Source organism: Arthrobacter sp. P1_C12_2, assembly GCF_056406415.1.
Window position 1 is genome coordinate 391,257 of record NZ_JBFUAF010000001.1, and the last position, 15,940, is coordinate 407,196.

The following is a 15,940-nucleotide window of genomic DNA, read 5'->3' on the forward strand; positions in this document are numbered from 1 at the left end:
ACACGCCGGCCCGTCCGCGGCCAGCCCCAGACGTCCACGAGTCCCTGACGAACCACGCGCCGCGCGCACTACCGCGGCCGCACCTCCCGCTTGCCCACTTTCCGCACGCCCGAACCGACCACGTATCCCGCCGACCCAAGGACGCGACCCATGTCAGTTGTAACCGCACCAAAGAAGATGCGCACACCGCAGGAAATTAACGGCCTGATCCTACGCCGCGTCATGCCGCTGCTGATCGGCGCCTACATCATGGCCTTCCTGGACCGCACCAACATCGGCATGGCCAAGGACCGGCTGGAGATCGACCTCGGCATCTCGGCCACCGCGTACGGCATCGGCGCCGGACTGTTCTTCCTGACCTACGCCCTGTCCGAAATTCCGTCCAACCTGATCATGCACAAGGTCGGCGCCCGGTTCTGGATCATGCGGATCATGATCACGTGGGGCATCATTGCCGCCGGCATGGCCTTCGTCCAGGGCGAATGGTCGTTCTACATCATGCGGATGCTGCTCGGAGTGGCCGAGGCCGGACTCTTCCCGGGCGTCATGTACTTCCTGACGCAGTGGTTCGTGGTCAAGGACCGCGCCAAAGCCAACGGCATGTTCCTGCTCGGCGTCTCCATCGCCAACATTGTCGGGGCCCCGCTGGGCGGCCTGCTGCTGACCCTGGACGGGCTCGGCGGCCTGCACGGCTGGCAGTGGATGTTCCTCGTCGAAGGCCTCCCGGCGTGCATCCTCGCGTACGTCGTCTGGAAGAAGCTCCCGGACCGCCCCAGCAAGGCGACGTTCCTCACCGCCGAGGAAGCGGCCGATCTCGAGTCCCGCATCGCCGCCGAGGAAACCGCCGGTGCCGAGGCCTCCGGCAACCACCGGCTCCGCGATGTCCTGAAAGACAAGCAGATCCTCCTCGTCGTCGGCGTCTACTTCACGCACCAGATCGCCGTCTACGCCCTGTCCTACTTCCTGCCCTCCATCATCGGCACCTACGGCAAGCTCAACCCGCTGCAGATCGGCCTGCTGACGGCCATCCCCTGGATCTTCTCCGCGGCCGGTGCCCTGCTGGTCCCCCGGTTCGCCACCGACGGCCGCCGCTCCCGGATGCTCGTCACCGGCACCATGACCGGGATCGTCGCCGGCTTCGCGCTCGGTGCCGTCGGCGGCCCGCTGCTCGGCATGATCGGCTTCTGCCTCGCCGCCTTCAACTTCTTCGCCCTGCAGCCGATCCTCTTCACCTACCCGGCCACACGACTCAGCGGCGCCGCCCTCGCCGGCGGCATCGCATTCGTCAACACCATCGGCCTCTGCGGCGGCTTCCTCGGCCCCTACGTCATGGGCTTCATGCAGGACGCCACCGGCTCCAAGCTCTCCGGCCTGTGGTTCATCGTGGCCATGTGCATCATCGGCGCGCTGCTGTCCCTGCTGCTCAAGCGCGGCTCGGAAAAGCCCGAGACTGTCACGGCCGCCCACTGACCCGCTGCTCCCACCGCCCGTTCCGGACGCGCCCCACTGCGCGTCCGGAACGGGCCCCGCAAGCCATCTCACTGCAAGGAATACTCATGGATTTCACCACCAAGCGCGTCCTGGTCACCGCCGGAGCCAACGGCATCGGCGTGGCCATCGCAAACAAGTTCCGGGAACTCGGAGCCGCCGTCTTCGTCACCGACATTGACCCCGACGCCGTCGACAAGGCCCGCGTCAACGGGCTGCTGGCCGCGGTCAGCGATGTCTCGGACGAGGACCAGGTCCGCGGGCTCATGAACACTGTCCGGGAAGAAATGGGCGGGCTGGACGTCCTCGTCAACAATGCCGGCATCGCCGGGCCCACGGGCCCCCTGGAATCCCTCGACGCCGCGGCGTGGAAGGCGACCTTCGACGTCAACATCCATGGCCAGTTTTTCTGCATCAAGCATGCCCTGCCCCTGCTGCGCGAGGGCAGCGGCGCCTCCATCGTGAACCTGTCCTCGGCCGCCGGGCGGCTGGGCATGGCCGGCCGCAGCGCCTACTCGGCGTCGAAGTGGGCCGTCGTCGGGCTGACCAAGACCCTCGCGATCGAACTTGGCCCGGACGGCATCCGCGTCAACGCCATCTGCCCCGGCGCCGTCAACGGCCCCCGCATCGACGCCGTCATCGGCGCCAAAGCCCGGATGCTGGACCTGCCGGCGGACGAGGTATCCGCGCTGTACCACAACCAGTCCTCGCTGGGCCGGCTGATCGAGGCCGAGGACATCGCCAACATGGCCGTCTTCGTGGCCAGCGACATGGCCCGCAACGTCAACGGCCAGGCTCTCGCCGTGGACGGCAACACCGAAAAACTCTATTGACCTGAACTGACGCCGGGATCCGGCCCCGCCTTTTGGGGATCCGGTCCGCCGCCCGCGCACCCGCCCCCCGACCCATTCTGCCCCGCCCACCAAGGAGACATTCCCATGGCTGCCGCCCGCAAGGTCATCATCACCAGCGCCGTTACCGGCGCCATCCACACCCCGTCCATGTCCCCGCACCTGCCGGTCTCCCCCGACGAGATTGCCGACGCCGCCATCGGCGCCGCCGAGGCGGGCGCCGCGATTGTGCACATGCACGCCCGCGACCCGAAAGACGGCCGCCCCTCGCAGGACCCGGAGCACTTCGCCCCGATCCTGGACAAGCTCAAGCGCAACACCGACGCCGTCATCAACATCACCACGGGCGGCTCCCCGCACATGAGCGTCGAGGAGCGGATGCAGCCGGCGGCGCTGTTCAAACCCGAGCTCGCCTCGCTGAACATGGGCTCGATGAACTTCGGGCTGTACCCGATGCTGGAACGCTTCACCGAGTTCGGCCACGACTGGGAGCGCGAAGGGCTCGAAAAGAGCCGCGACCTCGTCTTCAAAAACACGTTCCAGGACATCGAGACCATCCTGGGCATCGGCAACCGGAACGGCACACGCTTCGAATTCGAGTGCTACGACATCTCACACCTGAACAACCTCGCGCACTTCCACGGCCGCGGACTCGCCAGGGGCCCGCTGTTCGTCCAGTCGGTCTTCGGCCTGCTCGGTGGCATCGGCGCGCACCCCGAGGACCTCATGCACATGCGCCGCACCGCGGACCGGCTGCTCGGCGAGGACTATGAGTGGTCCATTCTGGGCGCTGGCAAGAACCAGATGCCGCTCGCCACGATCGGCGCCGCCATGGGCTCCCACGTCCGGGTGGGCCTGGAAGATTCCCTGTGGATCGGTCCCGGCCAGCTCGCCGCGTCCAACGCCGAGCAGGTCACCCGGATCCGCACCATCCTGGAAGCCCTCAATTTTGAGATTGCCACCCCCGACGAGGCGCGGCAGATGCTGCAGCTCAAGGGCCGGGACAACGTAGGGTTCTGAGCCGATGAGCATCCTGGTGGCCCCGGACAGCTTCAAGGGCACCTTCACCGCGGCCGAGGTGGCCGGGCACATCGCGGCCGGGATCCGAATGGCCGGCGCGGCGGCCCGCGAGCTGCCCGTGGCCGACGGCGGCGAGGGCACCTTCGGGGTCCTGGTCCGCGGGCTGGATGCCCGGCCGGTCAGGATCAGCACCGCGGGGCCGTGGGGTGACCCCGTCGAGGCGGAGATCGGGCTGGCCGCCGACGGGACCGGCGTCGTCGAGCTGGCCTTCGCTAGCGGCCTGAACCTGCCCTCCGACGGCGACCGGGACCCGTTGACAGCAAGCACGTACGGCACCGGGGTCCTGATTGCGGAGGCCGCCCGGCACGGCGCCCGCCGCATCGTCGTGGCGGCAGGTGGCTCGGCGACCACCGACGGCGGGGCCGGCGCCATCGCCGCGATCGAGGAACGCGGCGGGCTCCGCGGCGCCGAGCTTGTGATCCTGAGCGATGTCACGACACGATTCTCGGACGCCGCACGCGTGTTCGGGCCGCAGAAGGGCGCGGATCCGGCCGCGGTTGAGCTGCTGACGCGCAGACTCGAGCTGCTCGCGGCGGAGTTCGCCCGGGACTTCGGCCGCGATCCCCGCCTGGTGGACCGGACGGGCGCGGCCGGCGGCTTCTCCGGCGGCATGTGGGCCCGTCACGGCGCCAGCCTGGTGTCGGGCGCCGATTATGTGCTGGATTTGCTGGGCTTCGACGCGCAGTTGGCCGCGAGCAGCGCGGTGGTGGTTGGCGAGGGCCGGCTGGATTCCCAGACCGGCCAGGGGAAGATCATTGCCGCGATCCTGGCCCGCGCCGGCGCCAAACCGGTGTACGCCGTGGTGGGATCGGTGGATCCGGACCTCGGCGACGACGCGGACAGCTTTGCCGGCATCATCGTGGCCGGAACCCCGGCAGCCATGCAGGCCGCGGGGGCCGAACTGGCCCGGGCGGCTACTCTTGCTGCTCCTACTACTGCTTCTACTGCTTCCACTGTGGCTAGTCCGTGCACGTGAGGCCACGGGACATGCCCTCCGCTGGCCCGCACCGGTGGACATGGTCCCGTTGTGCCCATTCCCGGGCCCGAAGACTGGACATGTACCACGCTGCTAGATGCGGCCACGGAAGATGCGGCCACAGAAGGAGCGGTTCGGTGGCTGGGTCCCCCAAGGAACCGGCCACCGAACCAAACACTCCCACCCCCAAAGCTTGTCACATGTTTGACAAAATTGTCACACGGCGCTCCGGGCCGTGCCGAAGCTCGTCGGTATTGTGGAATCCATGAATGAGACGGCGGCACCGCAGAATTCCGAGCAGCGGGGTGTATTCCTCGACAAGGCGCACCCTGCTGTCTGGCGCGCACTCAACGGGCTGGGCCTGAAAGCCAAGGAAGCCGCCACCGAGGCCGGGCTGGACGGGACGCTGATCGAGTTGCTCAATGTCCGCATTTCGCAGATCAACGGCTGCGCCTACTGCCTGGACATGCACGTGGGCGATGCCGTCAAGAACGGCGAATCGGCCCAGCGACTGGCCGTGCTCTCCGCATGGCGCGACACCACTCTTTTCTCCGAAAAAGAACGCGCAGCCCTGACGCTGGCCGAGGCCATCACCACCATCTCTGACGCCCATGCGCGCGACCGCGAAGGCGCACAGGCCCGGCGGCACCTGACGGCCGACGAATTTTCCGCCGTCAGCTGGCTGGCGATCACCATGAACGCATTCAACCGGGTCTCCATCGTCAGCCAGCACCCGGTCCGCGCCGTCCGCGACTGACGGGCCCGCGACTAACCCCGGCAGCCCAAGCAGCAGGCCGTAGCCACAACTGGCGCGCAGTCGTAAGCTCGAAAAGTGGGGCGGAGCCGCGGTCACCGAGGGAGCACTGCCATGAGGTGGGTCAGGCCGGGTCATCCGGAATACGACGAAACACGACGACTCTTCAACGCCATGATCGACCGCCATCCGGCCGTCATTGCCCCGTGTGCCGACTCGGCAGGGGTGGCCGAGGCGTTGGCGTATGCGCGGACACACGGCCTCGATGTCGCGGTCCGGGCCGGCGGCCATTCCGTGGCCGGCATGTCCATGAACGACGGCGGCCTTGTGATCGACGTTCGTCCAATGAAATCCGCCCGGGTGGACCCGGAGGCCCGCACTGCCACGGTGGGCGCAGGCCTGACCTGCGGCGAGTTTGACCGCGCCACCCAGGAACACGGCCTCGCCCTCACAGGCGGGCGGGTCTCCACGACGGGTCTCGCCGGTTTCACGCTTGGGGGCGGGTCCGGCTGGCTCGAGCGCGCCTTCGGCTTCGCGTGCGACGACCTCGTCTCCGTGGATCTGGTCACGGCCACCGGCGAGCAGGTGACGGCCAGCGCCCAGGAGAATCCCGAACTGTTCTGGGCCCTGCACGGCGGCGGCGGGAACTTCGGCGTCGTCACATCGTTCACCTTCGGCCTGCACCAGCTCGGGCCAAAAGTACACGCCGGAGTGCTGATGTGGCCGGGGGATGCGGCGCCGGAACTCAGCCGCGGGTACCGGGACCTTGCCGTTGCGGCTCCCAACGAAGAGTCCGCCACCCTCATCTACGGGATTGCACCGGCGGAACCCTTCGTGCCCCCGAACATGGTGGGCAAGATGGCGGTGTATGTCGTGTACGTCTTCGCCGGGGATGCCGAGGAAGGCAAAGAACACGCCAAGGCCTACCGGGAGCTTGGCCCGGCTGTGGACCTGGTGGAGGATACCGACTACGCAGACTTCCAGTGCTCCCTCGACGACCCGCCGGGCAAGTACAACTACTGGAGCGCTGACTATCACGACGAACTCTCCGACGGCGCCTTGGACGTCATCATCGAATCGGCCCGGAACCTCCCAGGACCAAGTTCCCAGCAGCTGATAGCCCATTGGGGCGGGGCGGTGAGCGGGCCTGCCGCCGCGGCCACCCCGCTGCTGAACCGGAGCGCCAGCTGGGTGAGCCACCCGTTCGGCCTGGGCGACACTCCAGAGGGCGGCCAGGAAGCGAAGGCGTGGGTCAAACGCTTCCGCCAGGAAATATCCCCCTACGCGACCGGGGGCGTCTGGCTGAACTTCATCGGCGACGAAGGACAAGCCCGGATCCGCGCGGCCTATGGCGACGAAAACTACAACCGGCTGGCAGAGGTGAAACGCGAGTTTGATCCCGGGAACGTGTTCCGCGGCAACCAGAACATCCGCCCCGCCGTCGCGGTGTGAACCCCGCCGGACGCGTCCGACGCGGCGCACGGCCCTCCGGAGCATCCCGTCCTCCATCACCCGAGAGATACTGCCGACCGGGCGCACGCTCCGCGAAGCCTGGAACGCCACGGACGACGTCGAGGCACGCCGCTCACTCTTGAAGGAAGGCATCGACCACGTCCGCGTCGGCTCGCGCATCCCGCGGGGAGCAACGCTGGACCCTTCCCGGCTCGAAATCCTCTGGCAGAGCTGACGCCGGCCCTACCCGTAGGCCGACTGACGTGGGAAAATGAAGCATTAATCCTTCAAGGGGCAAGTCGGAGGGCTAGTTGCCATGTGGATCCCCGTTTTCCTGCTGGTCGTGTTCATCATCTGGCTGCTGGTCTACCTCTGGCCCTTCGTCCTGGCCGGACTCATCATCTGGATGTTTGTGTTCTTCATGAGCCGGGACCCGAAGCCGGTTCGCCCGCCGAAGGCCGTCAAGTCAAAGGCCGTCAAGGCCCTGCCCGCGCTTAAGCCCGCCCAGCCCTGGCCGATCCAGTCCCCGCCCGAACCCAGTTACCTGCCGAGGTGGACTCCCACCCGGCGGATGCACGCCGAACGCGAGCGCGCCCTGTGGCAGAAGGGGTTCGAGGCCGCCGGAAGAGACGCCGAAGGCGCTGGTTTCGCCCCCCGCATGACGAAACCATGACGATATGACGGTCCTTACGTCTACGACCTGCGCCGGCCCGCCTTCGGCCTCACCGCGTAAGGCGACCAGCGAAAGACCCCCAAGGGATAATCTCCTTTGGGGGTCTTTTTGCGTTTCCCAGGGCCTACGATGAGAAGCGCAGAGGCCCAGGAGGTGGAGAACTTGATTTATCTCGATCCGCCGCTATGGCCAGCCCACGGAACCCGCTTCTCCCACCTCGTCTCGGACACCTCGCTCGCTGAGCTGCACGCGTTCGCCGCAGCCGCCGGCATCCCAGAGCGGGCGTTCGACGGCGACCACTACGACGTCGCCGAGGCCCGGTACGAGGCCCTGGTGGCTGCCGGCGCCATCCCTGTGGAGGGCCGGGTCCTCGTCCGCAAGCTGATCGCCAGCGGTTTGCGGATCCCGGCCCGCCGGCGCGGAAAGTCCCTCCGGGTTCCGCTCCTGAACCGTTGGAATGAGGCGCTGCCGGGCCACGACGCCCTCTTCCTGGACCTGCTGGACCGCTGGGGCGAGGAGCACCGGAAGTACCACGGCCGCACCCATCTGCTGGCGGTGCTGGAGGCCCTGGACCTGCTGTGTGATCCGCCCGGTCCGCCCCGGGTCGTGCTGCTGGCCGCCTGGTTCCACGACGCCGTCTACCGCGGCGTGGCGGGACAGGACGAGGAAGAATCGGCGCGGCTGGCCGAAGACCGGCTCCGGCATGCCGGTCTCCCGGCCGCCGAGGTGGATGAAGTGGTGCGCTTGGTGCTGCTGACGGCGGACCACTGTCCGGAGCCCGGCGACAACGGCGGTGCCCTGCTCAGCGACGCCGATCTCTCCGTCCTCGGCGGAGAACCGGCGGCCTACGCCCGCTACCGCGCCGCCGTCAGGGAGGACTTCGCGCATATCGGCGACGCCGACTTCGCCGCCGGCCGCGCCGCCGTCGTCCGCCAACTGCTGCAGCTTGATCCGCTCTTCCACACCGACCGCGGCCGGACACTCTGGCTGGAGGCGGCCCGCCGGAACCTGCAGGGCGAACTCGCATGAGCGGTGTACCGGCCGGCCACCGGCCGCCCACCGGCCGCCGGTGACGCTCAGGCGGCAACGCTGAGGTGATTCGCCAGCCGGTCGAACGACTCGCGCCATCCTTCGCCGTGGCGGTCGCGGCTGGCCGCGGAGTCAAACGGCCCCTGGGTGAACGTCATCTGGGTGCCGCCGTCGATCTCCTCCAGCCGGATGGTCACCTCGGTCTCGAAGCCGCGGGTGCCGTCCGGCCGGTCCCAGGCATGGGTGAACATGAACAGGTGCGGCGGCTCAACGTCGGTATGCACCCCGCTCCACCAGAATTGCTGCCCGGTGCTGTCCTGGATCATGCAGGCCCGGTACAGGCCGCCGACTTCGAGGTCCGCGTCGACACTCTCACGCGGGACATGGAAGCCGCGCGGCCCCCACCACTGCGGGGCCTGGTCCGGGTCCGTCAACGCGGACCACACACCCAGGATCGGGGCCCTGAACTCGCGGACAATGACCAGCATGAGGTCCGTGTCCCCGGACGCCGGTTCGCTCATGGTCCTCTCCCTTGGATTGCTTGAACTGACAGGGAAGCGCCCCTCGGCCCCCGCCGGCTGCGCTGCCGCCGACCTAGCGCCGGCTGGGGCTGTAGGCGGTCACATACGGGGTGTTGCTCGGGATGATCTGTTTGCCGAGCGGCATCAGCGAGATGGGGATGAGCTTGAGGTTGGCGATCGCCAGCGGGATGCCGATAATCGTGATGGCCATGGCGAAGGCCGTGACGACGTGCGCGATCGCGATCCAGATGCCTGCCACAAGCAGCCAGACGACGTTTCCCAGCAGGGCGAATATGCCGTTTCCGCCGGGTTTGTCCACCACCATGCGGCCGAACGGCCACAGTGCGTAGGACGCGATGCGGAACGAGGCCAGCCCCCACGGGATGGTGACGATCAGCACGCAGCAGACGACGCCGGCCAGGAAGTATCCAAGGGCCAGCCACAGGCCGCCAAAGACCAGCCAGATGATGTTCAGGAGTGTCTTCATGCATTCATTCTCGCCCGTAGGAGTGACATTCGGATCAGGGCTTAACCCGGAAATTTCACTGGCATTGGCGCCCGGCCCGGAGAGGTTCCCCCCGAGACCGGCCCGGGGGTGCCCGGCCCCGGGTTGGGCCAGGCTCTTCGGCGCTTAGGAATCGGTGCTTAGGTATCGGCCTGCTTGACCATGGCAGCCTCGACGTTGATCTTGACCTTGTCGCTGACCAGCAGGCCGCCCGCTTCGAGGGCGGCGTTCCAGGTCAGGCCGAATTCCTTCCGGCTGATGTCCGCCTCGGCGCTGAATCCGGCCCGGGTGGCACCGAAGGGGTCCACCGCCACGCCGGTGTACTCGACTTCAAGTTCCACGGGCTTGGTGACGCCACGGATCGTGAGCTCGCCGGTCAGCACATAGTCGTCCCCGTCGCCCCGGATCCCGGTGGCCCGGAATGTCATGTCGGGGTACTGCTCGACGTCGAAGAAGTCCGGGCCGCGGACGTGGCCATCGCGGTTGGCGTCCCCCGAATCGAAGCTGGCGGTCTTGACCGTGGCGTGAAGGCTTGCGTCAGCCAGCGACTCGCGCACCCTTGCCTCGGCGGAGGCCTCGTTGAACCGGCCGCGGACCTTGCTGATGCCTGCATGGCGGACGCTGAAGCCGATTTCGCTGTGGGACATGTCCAGCGTCCACACTCCGGGGGTCAAACCTTCGGGCAGAGTCACAACGGTCTCCTTCGAGCGGTGGCGGGCCTGTCCCGCCGGGCGGTCGGGGTATTTCCCCACTCTGCATGCTAACGAGGAAGCCCGTCCCGGGCTAGGTCCCGCCGGTCCCGCCGGTCCCGACGCGGAACACGCGGCACGCGACTCGCCAGCGGCCACGCCGGCTTGCGGTGTCCGGATTTCCGACGGCGGATCCAGTTATCCGGGGCCGATGCGTTCTCTGGCCTTCGCTTCACGGCCGGGTTACTCTGGCCTATAAATGCCGGGCAATCACCTAATTTCGCAGAACCATTCGCGCAGTCCTGATCAAACCAAGTCCTGATAGACCAAATGATGTGAGGAATAGTGGCCGGGTCCCTGGGGAAACGTGGCAAGGCGGGTATCGGCGCTTGCCTGCTGATCCTGGGTCTGTTTCTTTCTGCCTGCCAGCCCGACCCGCCGGAACCCGCACCGCGCCCGAGCCCCAGCACACCGTCGTCCGCTCCGCCGTCGTCCTCACCGCCGCCGTCGGCCCCGCCGTCGTCGTCTGCCGCGCCGTCGGCCGGCGAGCCCGTGCACTTCACCGCCCAGGGGGACATCGGCGTCGGCGCGGGCGCCAAGAAAGTGCTCGACGTAGTTTCCGGCCTCAAGCCCCACCTGAACCTCGCCCTCGGCGACTTCGCGTACAAGGCCGGATTCGAACAGGAGTTCTGCGACATGGTCACCGCCCGTCTCGGCGAGAACTTCCCGTACCAGCTGGTGACCGGGAACCACGAGAGTGACGGCCGCGACGGCGACATCGAGAAATATGTCCAGTGCCTGCCCAACAAGATGCCCGRCCTCCAGGGCGAATACGGCGTCCAATGGCGCGTCGATGTCCCCGAGCAGAATCCGGTGGTCCGCTTCATTCTGGTCTCCCCCGGCATCGACTTCCGTGGCGGGGAGCAACTGGACTACTCAAGGGGCAGCGAACGCTGGCGCTGGACCGCGGACGCCATCGACGAGGCCAAATCGCAGAACATCCCCTGGACGGTGGTGGGCATGCATACCCCGTGCCTGAGCGTCGGCAACTACGACTGCCAGGCGGGGCAGGACTTCACGAACATGCTGATCGAAAAGCAGGTGGACCTGGTCCTGTCCGGCCACGACCACGTCTATCAGCGGACGCATCAACTGGCCACGGGCGGAGGCTGCGCGCAACTCGTTCCCGCGACCTTCACCTCCGGATGCCTGGCCGATACCGATGGCGCCATGGCCCAGGGCTCAGGGACCGTGTTCGCCACCGTCGGCGTTGGCGGCGTCGGACTCTACAACGTGAGATCCGAGGACCCCGAGATGCGTTATTTCGCCAGCACATCCGGAAAGAACCAGGACCCGGCCTTTGGGACCCTGGATGTCACGGCGACGGCGGATGAACTTGCCGCCCGGTTCATTCCCGCCGACGGCTACAGCTTCTCGGATTCTTTTACCCTCCGCCGGTAATCTGCCGCCGATATTCGGCCGACGGTTCGGGCGCCGGCAGACCGCCGGCATTTGGCGGCAGGTGGGCCGCCGGCGGCGCCCCAAGGGGGCTCAGGCCGGCACCCAGATGCTGACCCAGTCCAAGTAGACGTGGCCCTGGGTTTCAGGAGCCGGACACAGAGGCAGGCAGGATTCGGTCTGCAGGATGAAATGCATGGGCGTCGAGGGCACGTCCGTTGTGCTCGCGCCGATGGATCGTCCGTCAATGAAGAACTCAACGCGTCCGGGTGTCCACTCCGTCGTGGCCACATGCCAGTCCGTGGAAACTTTATTGGAAAAGAACTGTTCAAACCGTTTTGGATCCAAGGACATGAAATGGGCAGCTGCCGTCAGGATTGCTCCGAGGTCACCTTCGGGGAAATCGATCTCCCCGTCCCGCGGCCAGATGCCACTATCCGGCCACAGGAGCCACGCCGTCTTGAAGCCAGGCATGGCGTCCCCCCTGTACCGGACTGAGTAGCGGCCGTACAGCATGCTGTTGGCCCTCGGGGGATTCTTACTGGCATTCGGGAATTTGGGGGTGGGCGCGGCACCCATGAAGACACCGTTTTCCGAATGCATGAACCAGTCCAGAACGCCGTTTTTGACGCTCAGGACTTTCGAGGGGTAGTAGCCCGACTTTCCGCCGCTGACCTGTCCGTCCGTATCCGGTGTTCCGTCCTTATACCCGGCACTCCACCGGTCCCGGTAAAGCGGACCGGGGAAGGAGCCCAAGGGGACGTCGCCGCCGGAGAAGTCTTCCACAAAGACGTTCCTCCATCCGGGCAGATCCCCCGACATGGCAGTGTCAGTGGTCCGGTCCGGAGGCGGTGCCGATGTCCGGGCAGGCTGGGACGCCGGCGCGCTCTCCGGCGCAGGGGTGGCAGAGGCGTCGCCGCCCCCCGGCGGCTCAGTAGGCGCCACCGACTGCAATCCGGGCTGGGGCCCTGTTCCGGCGGGCGGCGGAGCCGGCGGCGACGCCGAAATGGACGTGAACAGCGGCCGCTCGCCCTGGGGAGCGGCATCCGCGCCGCACGCCGCCAGCGCCAGGACCGGGCCCAGGATCATGGCGGGAACCGCCATGATCCTGAAGGTGGGGAGACGCCGGCGTCCTGCCGGCACGCGCCCCCTTATAACGGGTGTCCGCATCCGGCCAGTGTCGCATGGCGGCAATCGTCCATCAACAGTTTTGCACCATTTTTAGTTGAATGTTCAAGTTAATCCAAGGTTAATGCAAGGTGGCGTGACCAAACTTTAACCCTGGGGTATTTCACTAAGTTGTCGACAACCGAACAGCGTCAGCTTTGGGTCTAATTTCCGGTTGGAGGAGTCGGAAAGCGCTGCAGTTGCGACGAGCAGAATACGTCATTGAGTGGTGAGGCCAGTGTCCATCCCGAATCTCAAGCCGAACGTGCGCCCCCAAACGACGCCCCCGCCGGCAAATCCCTCGGTCAGTGTGGTGATCCCCACTTTGAACGAGGCAATGAACCTGCCGTGGGTACTGCGGCGTATGCCCTCCTATGTGGATGAGGTGGTAATCGTTGATGGCCGTTCCCTGGACGGCACAGTAGATGTGGCCCGGGCCTTGCGCCTGGACGTCGTGGTGGTGGCAGAACCCCGCCCCGGCAAAGGAAACGCCGTGCGGGCCGGATTCGCCGCGGCCTCCGGCGACATCATCGTCATGCTCGACGGCGACGGCAGCATGGACCCCCAGGAGATCGGCTGGCTGGTGACTCCACTCCAGCACGAATACGACTTCGTCAAAGGCTCCCGCTATGTGACCGGCGGCGGCTCAGACGATCTCACATGGCTGCGCAGCGGGGGAAACAAGATGCTCACCCGGCTCGCCAACACTGTCCTGCACAGCGACTACTCGGACCTTTGCTACGGCTACATCGCCCTGCGCCGCGAATGCGTTGACATTCTGGAGCTGGAGTCGGACGGGTTCGAGATCGAAACTGAACTGATTGTGCGGGCCTCAAGGGCCGGTCTGCGCATTGCCGAGGTTCCCAGCCATGAACTGTCCCGCATCTCCGGGCAGTCCAACCTGCACACGTTCCGGGACGGCTGGCGGGTCCTGCGCACCCTGGCCCGCGAGCGCGTGAGCTGGGAGGCCCCGACCGCCGGCGCCCGCCCCGAAGCCCTGCGTCGGGTCAAGTACAAGTACCCCAACGAAGTGTTCCCACACGTTCCCACCGATCCCAGCAGCGTTCTGGGCGTACGGGCAGGCGAATAGGATGTCCGATGACTCCAGCCTTCCGGCAGTATCCGTGGTCATCTGCTCCTACTCGGAGGACCGGTGGGACCGGCTGATGGGCGCCCTGGACTCGGTCCGCACCCAGACCGCACCGCCCAAGCAGACGATCGTCGTCGTCGACTACAACGTGGACTTGTACAAGCGCCTGATCTTTACCGTCCCGGACGCCGTAATCGTCGAGAACACCGGACCCAAGGGTCTCTCCGGCGCCCGCAACACCGGAGCGGGCGTTGCCAAGGCAGAGATCGTGGCCTTCCTCGATGACGACGCCGAAGCCGCGCCGGACTGGCTCGAGCGGCTCGCGGCGATGTACGACGATCCCGACGTTCTGGCGGTGGGCGGCAGGGTGGAGCCGCTCTGGGAAGCCGGGCGACCGGGCCACTTCGCCAACGAGCTCGACTGGATTGTCGGCTGCACGTACCGGGGAATGCCCAAAGTCGCTACCGAGGTCCGCAATGTCATCGGCGCGAACATGTCCTTCCGCGCCAATGTCCTGGAACGGGTCGGCGGTTTCAACACAGCCTTGGGCCGCCAGGACGCCGTGCCGCTGGGCTGCGAAGAAACCGAACTGTGCATCCGCGCGGTGATCGGAGCTCCCGGATCCCGGGTGGTCTATGAGCCCGCGGCCCTGGTGCACCACCACGTTCCGGTCGAGCGCGGCACCCTGCGCTACATGCTTGCCCGTTCCTGGGGCGAAGGGATTTCCAAGGCGCAGGTCAGCAGGGTGGTCGGCCACAAACGGGCACTTGGCCCCGAACGGCGCTATGTTCGGCAGGTCCTGCCCCGTGCGGTGTTTGCCGGAATCCGCGGCTGGCTCAGCGGCGGGGACCGTGCCGGGCTCGGCCGTGCGGCGACCATCATCGCCGTACTCGCGGCCACCGCGACCGGCTATGTGCGCGGCCGCCGCCTGCCTACGGCGCCGTCGCCGGCCAAAGCGGCCGCGGTGTCGACGGAAGAGCCGTGGAGGGAAGTCCAGTGAACCGTCCAACGCCCGTCCCCGCACACCACCACCCGGTGCAGGCCCTGCACCCGGAACCACCCGACCGCAGGAACCCGACCCCAGAAAGCTTGGATCATGAGCCAACCTGAGCGCGACGTGAAACAGCCGATTGGCGCCTCTGCCGGAGCCTCCTTCGACGTCCACGGGATCGTGGGCATCGACGTGGAGGCAGGAACGCCAGGGGAACCGCAACTGAGGGACATGCTCGCCCCGTTCCTGGGCGACTCCGCCGCGCCGCGGCGGATCACCATCGGCGCCAAGATATCGCCGATTTCGAGCCAGTCGCATGCGGAGGATGCTTACCGGTTCACCGGGGAGTCCCTCTATATTCCGGCGGACCGAGTCCAGATTGTCGAGACGAAGGACGGGTACCGGATCGAAGGCGCCGGCGAGCTCCTGACCTCTGTGATTCCGCTGCTGGACCGGCTGTGTGTCCAGGAGGAGACGGCGATGATCCATGCCGCCGTCGTGGACTTCCGGGGCTCCGGGGTTCTCCTGCCCGCCTGGGGAGGCGTGGGAAAGACCAGTACGGTGGCGAAGCTGGTGGCCATGCCCGACGTGCGGTTCATGGCAGACGACTGGGCCTTCATGGGCGCCGGCGGAATGCTCATGGGCTATGCCAAACCGATGTTCATCAAGCCCCACCACCGCGACATCTACCCGGACATGTTCCGGGGAACGCGGAAGCCCCTGGCGCCCGGATGGCTGACGACGCCTGTCGCCCATCTGGCCACGGCGGTCCATCCGGTCATTGTTCGCTATCCGAAAACAGCCGCGTTCACCCGGCGCTGGTCCCCCGAGCACCGCATGGTGCAGCCGGAGCATGTTTTCGGGGCGCAGCGGATCTCGTCCGCCGCACCCGCACAGCTGGCCATCTTCCTCGAGCGCTTCGACGGGGCGGACGCGCGGCTGGAAGCACGAAGCGCGGAGTGGATGACGTCCCGGATCGTCGGCAACTTCCATTCGGAACTGCCCATGGTCTCGCGGCGCCTCGTCGAGGCCCTCGGCGCCACCAGTCTCGTACCCCTGGAGGAGCATTTTGGCCAGAAGGCGGCCGTGGTGCGCCGGGCCCTGGAGGACGTTCCCTGCTGGCTGCTCCGGCTGCCCGCCGCCTGGTCAGCGGACCAGGCCTCTGACTTCATCGCGAATCTGGTTCGTTCAAAACTGGATGAGTGAGGCGAGGCCA

16 protein-coding genes are annotated in these 15,940 nt (G+C 67.0%); 12 read left to right on the top strand and 4 right to left on the bottom strand.

Annotated elements, in window-relative coordinates; all coding sequences use genetic code 11:
* The first annotated feature begins 150 nt into the window (after positions 1-150).
* The 8 genes from AC1DZQ_RS01850 (at position 151) to AC1DZQ_RS01885 (ending at position 8,303) form a co-directional block, all read left to right on the top strand.
* Positions 151-1,470, top strand: coding sequence for an MFS transporter (locus tag AC1DZQ_RS01850; protein ID WP_476961870.1), 1,320 nt, complete (start codon positions 151-153; stop codon positions 1,468-1,470).
* A gap of 86 nt (positions 1,471-1,556) precedes the next feature.
* On the top strand, positions 1,557-2,321 hold the full coding sequence (locus tag AC1DZQ_RS01855; protein ID WP_476961871.1) for an SDR family oxidoreductase: 765 nt from the start codon (positions 1,557-1,559) through the stop codon (positions 2,319-2,321).
* Between the two features lie 105 nt (positions 2,322-2,426).
* A complete protein-coding gene (gene kce, locus AC1DZQ_RS01860) occupies positions 2,427-3,359 on the top strand; it encodes a 3,5-dioxohexanoate:acetyl-CoA acetone transferase (protein ID WP_476961872.1) in 933 nt (310 codons plus the stop codon).
* 4 nt (positions 3,360-3,363) lie between these two features.
* Entirely contained in the window at positions 3,364-4,395 is a 1,032-nt protein-coding gene (locus AC1DZQ_RS01865) for a glycerate kinase (RefSeq protein WP_476961873.1), read from the top strand.
* 265 nt (positions 4,396-4,660) lie between these two features.
* Positions 4,661-5,152 (top strand): carboxymuconolactone decarboxylase family protein, encoded by a 492-nt coding sequence (locus AC1DZQ_RS01870; RefSeq protein WP_476961874.1) that lies wholly within the window; start codon positions 4,661-4,663, stop codon positions 5,150-5,152.
* A 111-nt stretch (positions 5,153-5,263) separates the two neighbouring features.
* Positions 5,264-6,601, top strand: coding sequence for an FAD-binding oxidoreductase (locus AC1DZQ_RS01875; protein WP_476961875.1), 1,338 nt, complete (start codon positions 5,264-5,266; stop codon positions 6,599-6,601).
* Between the two features lie 316 nt (positions 6,602-6,917).
* A complete protein-coding gene (locus tag AC1DZQ_RS01880) occupies positions 6,918-7,274 on the top strand; it encodes a hypothetical protein (RefSeq protein WP_476961876.1) in 357 nt (118 codons plus the stop codon).
* A 129-nt stretch (positions 7,275-7,403) separates the two neighbouring features.
* Positions 7,404-8,303, top strand: a complete 900-nt coding sequence (locus tag AC1DZQ_RS01885) for a DUF4031 domain-containing protein (RefSeq protein ID WP_476961877.1) — start codon at positions 7,404-7,406, stop codon at positions 8,301-8,303.
* Positions 8,304-8,350: 47 nt separating this feature from the next.
* Here the strand turns inward: AC1DZQ_RS01885 and AC1DZQ_RS01890 are convergent, their stop codons facing one another.
* The 3 genes from AC1DZQ_RS01890 to AC1DZQ_RS01900 all read right to left on the bottom strand — a co-directional run bounded on the left by AC1DZQ_RS01890 (position 8,351) and on the right by AC1DZQ_RS01900 (position 10,021).
* Positions 8,351-8,824 carry an SRPBCC family protein gene (locus AC1DZQ_RS01890; RefSeq protein ID WP_476961878.1) on the bottom strand — a complete coding sequence of 158 codons (474 nt, stop codon included), beginning with the start codon at positions 8,822-8,824 and terminating at the stop codon, positions 8,351-8,353.
* Positions 8,825-8,897: 73 nt separating this feature from the next.
* A complete protein-coding gene (locus tag AC1DZQ_RS01895) occupies positions 8,898-9,311 on the bottom strand; it encodes a YccF domain-containing protein (RefSeq protein WP_476961879.1) in 414 nt (137 codons plus the stop codon).
* Positions 9,312-9,469: 158 nt separating this feature from the next.
* Positions 9,470-10,021 (bottom strand): YceI family protein, encoded by a 552-nt coding sequence (locus tag AC1DZQ_RS01900; RefSeq protein WP_476961880.1) that lies wholly within the window; start codon positions 10,019-10,021, stop codon positions 9,470-9,472.
* A 342-nt stretch (positions 10,022-10,363) separates the two neighbouring features.
* Here AC1DZQ_RS01900 and AC1DZQ_RS01905 point away from each other — a divergent pair, with 342 nt between their 5' ends.
* On the top strand, positions 10,364-11,479 hold the full coding sequence (locus tag AC1DZQ_RS01905; protein WP_476961881.1) for a metallophosphoesterase: 1,116 nt from the start codon (positions 10,364-10,366) through the stop codon (positions 11,477-11,479).
* 90 nt (positions 11,480-11,569) lie between these two features.
* On the opposite strand, the gene AC1DZQ_RS01910 is transcribed toward AC1DZQ_RS01905, so the two are convergent.
* Positions 11,570-12,580 carry a glycoside hydrolase family 16 protein gene (locus tag AC1DZQ_RS01910; RefSeq protein ID WP_476961882.1) on the bottom strand — a complete coding sequence of 337 codons (1,011 nt, stop codon included), beginning with the start codon at positions 12,578-12,580 and terminating at the stop codon, positions 11,570-11,572.
* A gap of 301 nt (positions 12,581-12,881) precedes the next feature.
* Between AC1DZQ_RS01910 and AC1DZQ_RS01915 the strand changes: the two genes are divergently transcribed.
* The 3 genes from AC1DZQ_RS01915 (at position 12,882) to AC1DZQ_RS01925 (ending at position 15,930) form a co-directional block, all read left to right on the top strand.
* Positions 12,882-13,733, top strand: a complete 852-nt coding sequence (locus tag AC1DZQ_RS01915) for a glycosyltransferase family 2 protein (RefSeq protein ID WP_476961883.1) — start codon at positions 12,882-12,884, stop codon at positions 13,731-13,733.
* Position 13,734: 1 nt separating this feature from the next.
* The gene (locus tag AC1DZQ_RS01920; RefSeq protein ID WP_476961884.1) at positions 13,735-14,733 is read left to right on the top strand and encodes a glycosyltransferase family 2 protein; all 999 of its coding nucleotides are present in this window, start codon (positions 13,735-13,737) and stop codon (positions 14,731-14,733) included.
* Positions 14,734-14,829: 96 nt separating this feature from the next.
* Complete coding sequence (locus tag AC1DZQ_RS01925) at positions 14,830-15,930, top strand: hypothetical protein (protein ID WP_476961885.1); 1,101 nt, start codon at positions 14,830-14,832, stop codon at positions 15,928-15,930.
* The last annotated feature ends 10 nt before the right edge of the window (positions 15,931-15,940 follow it).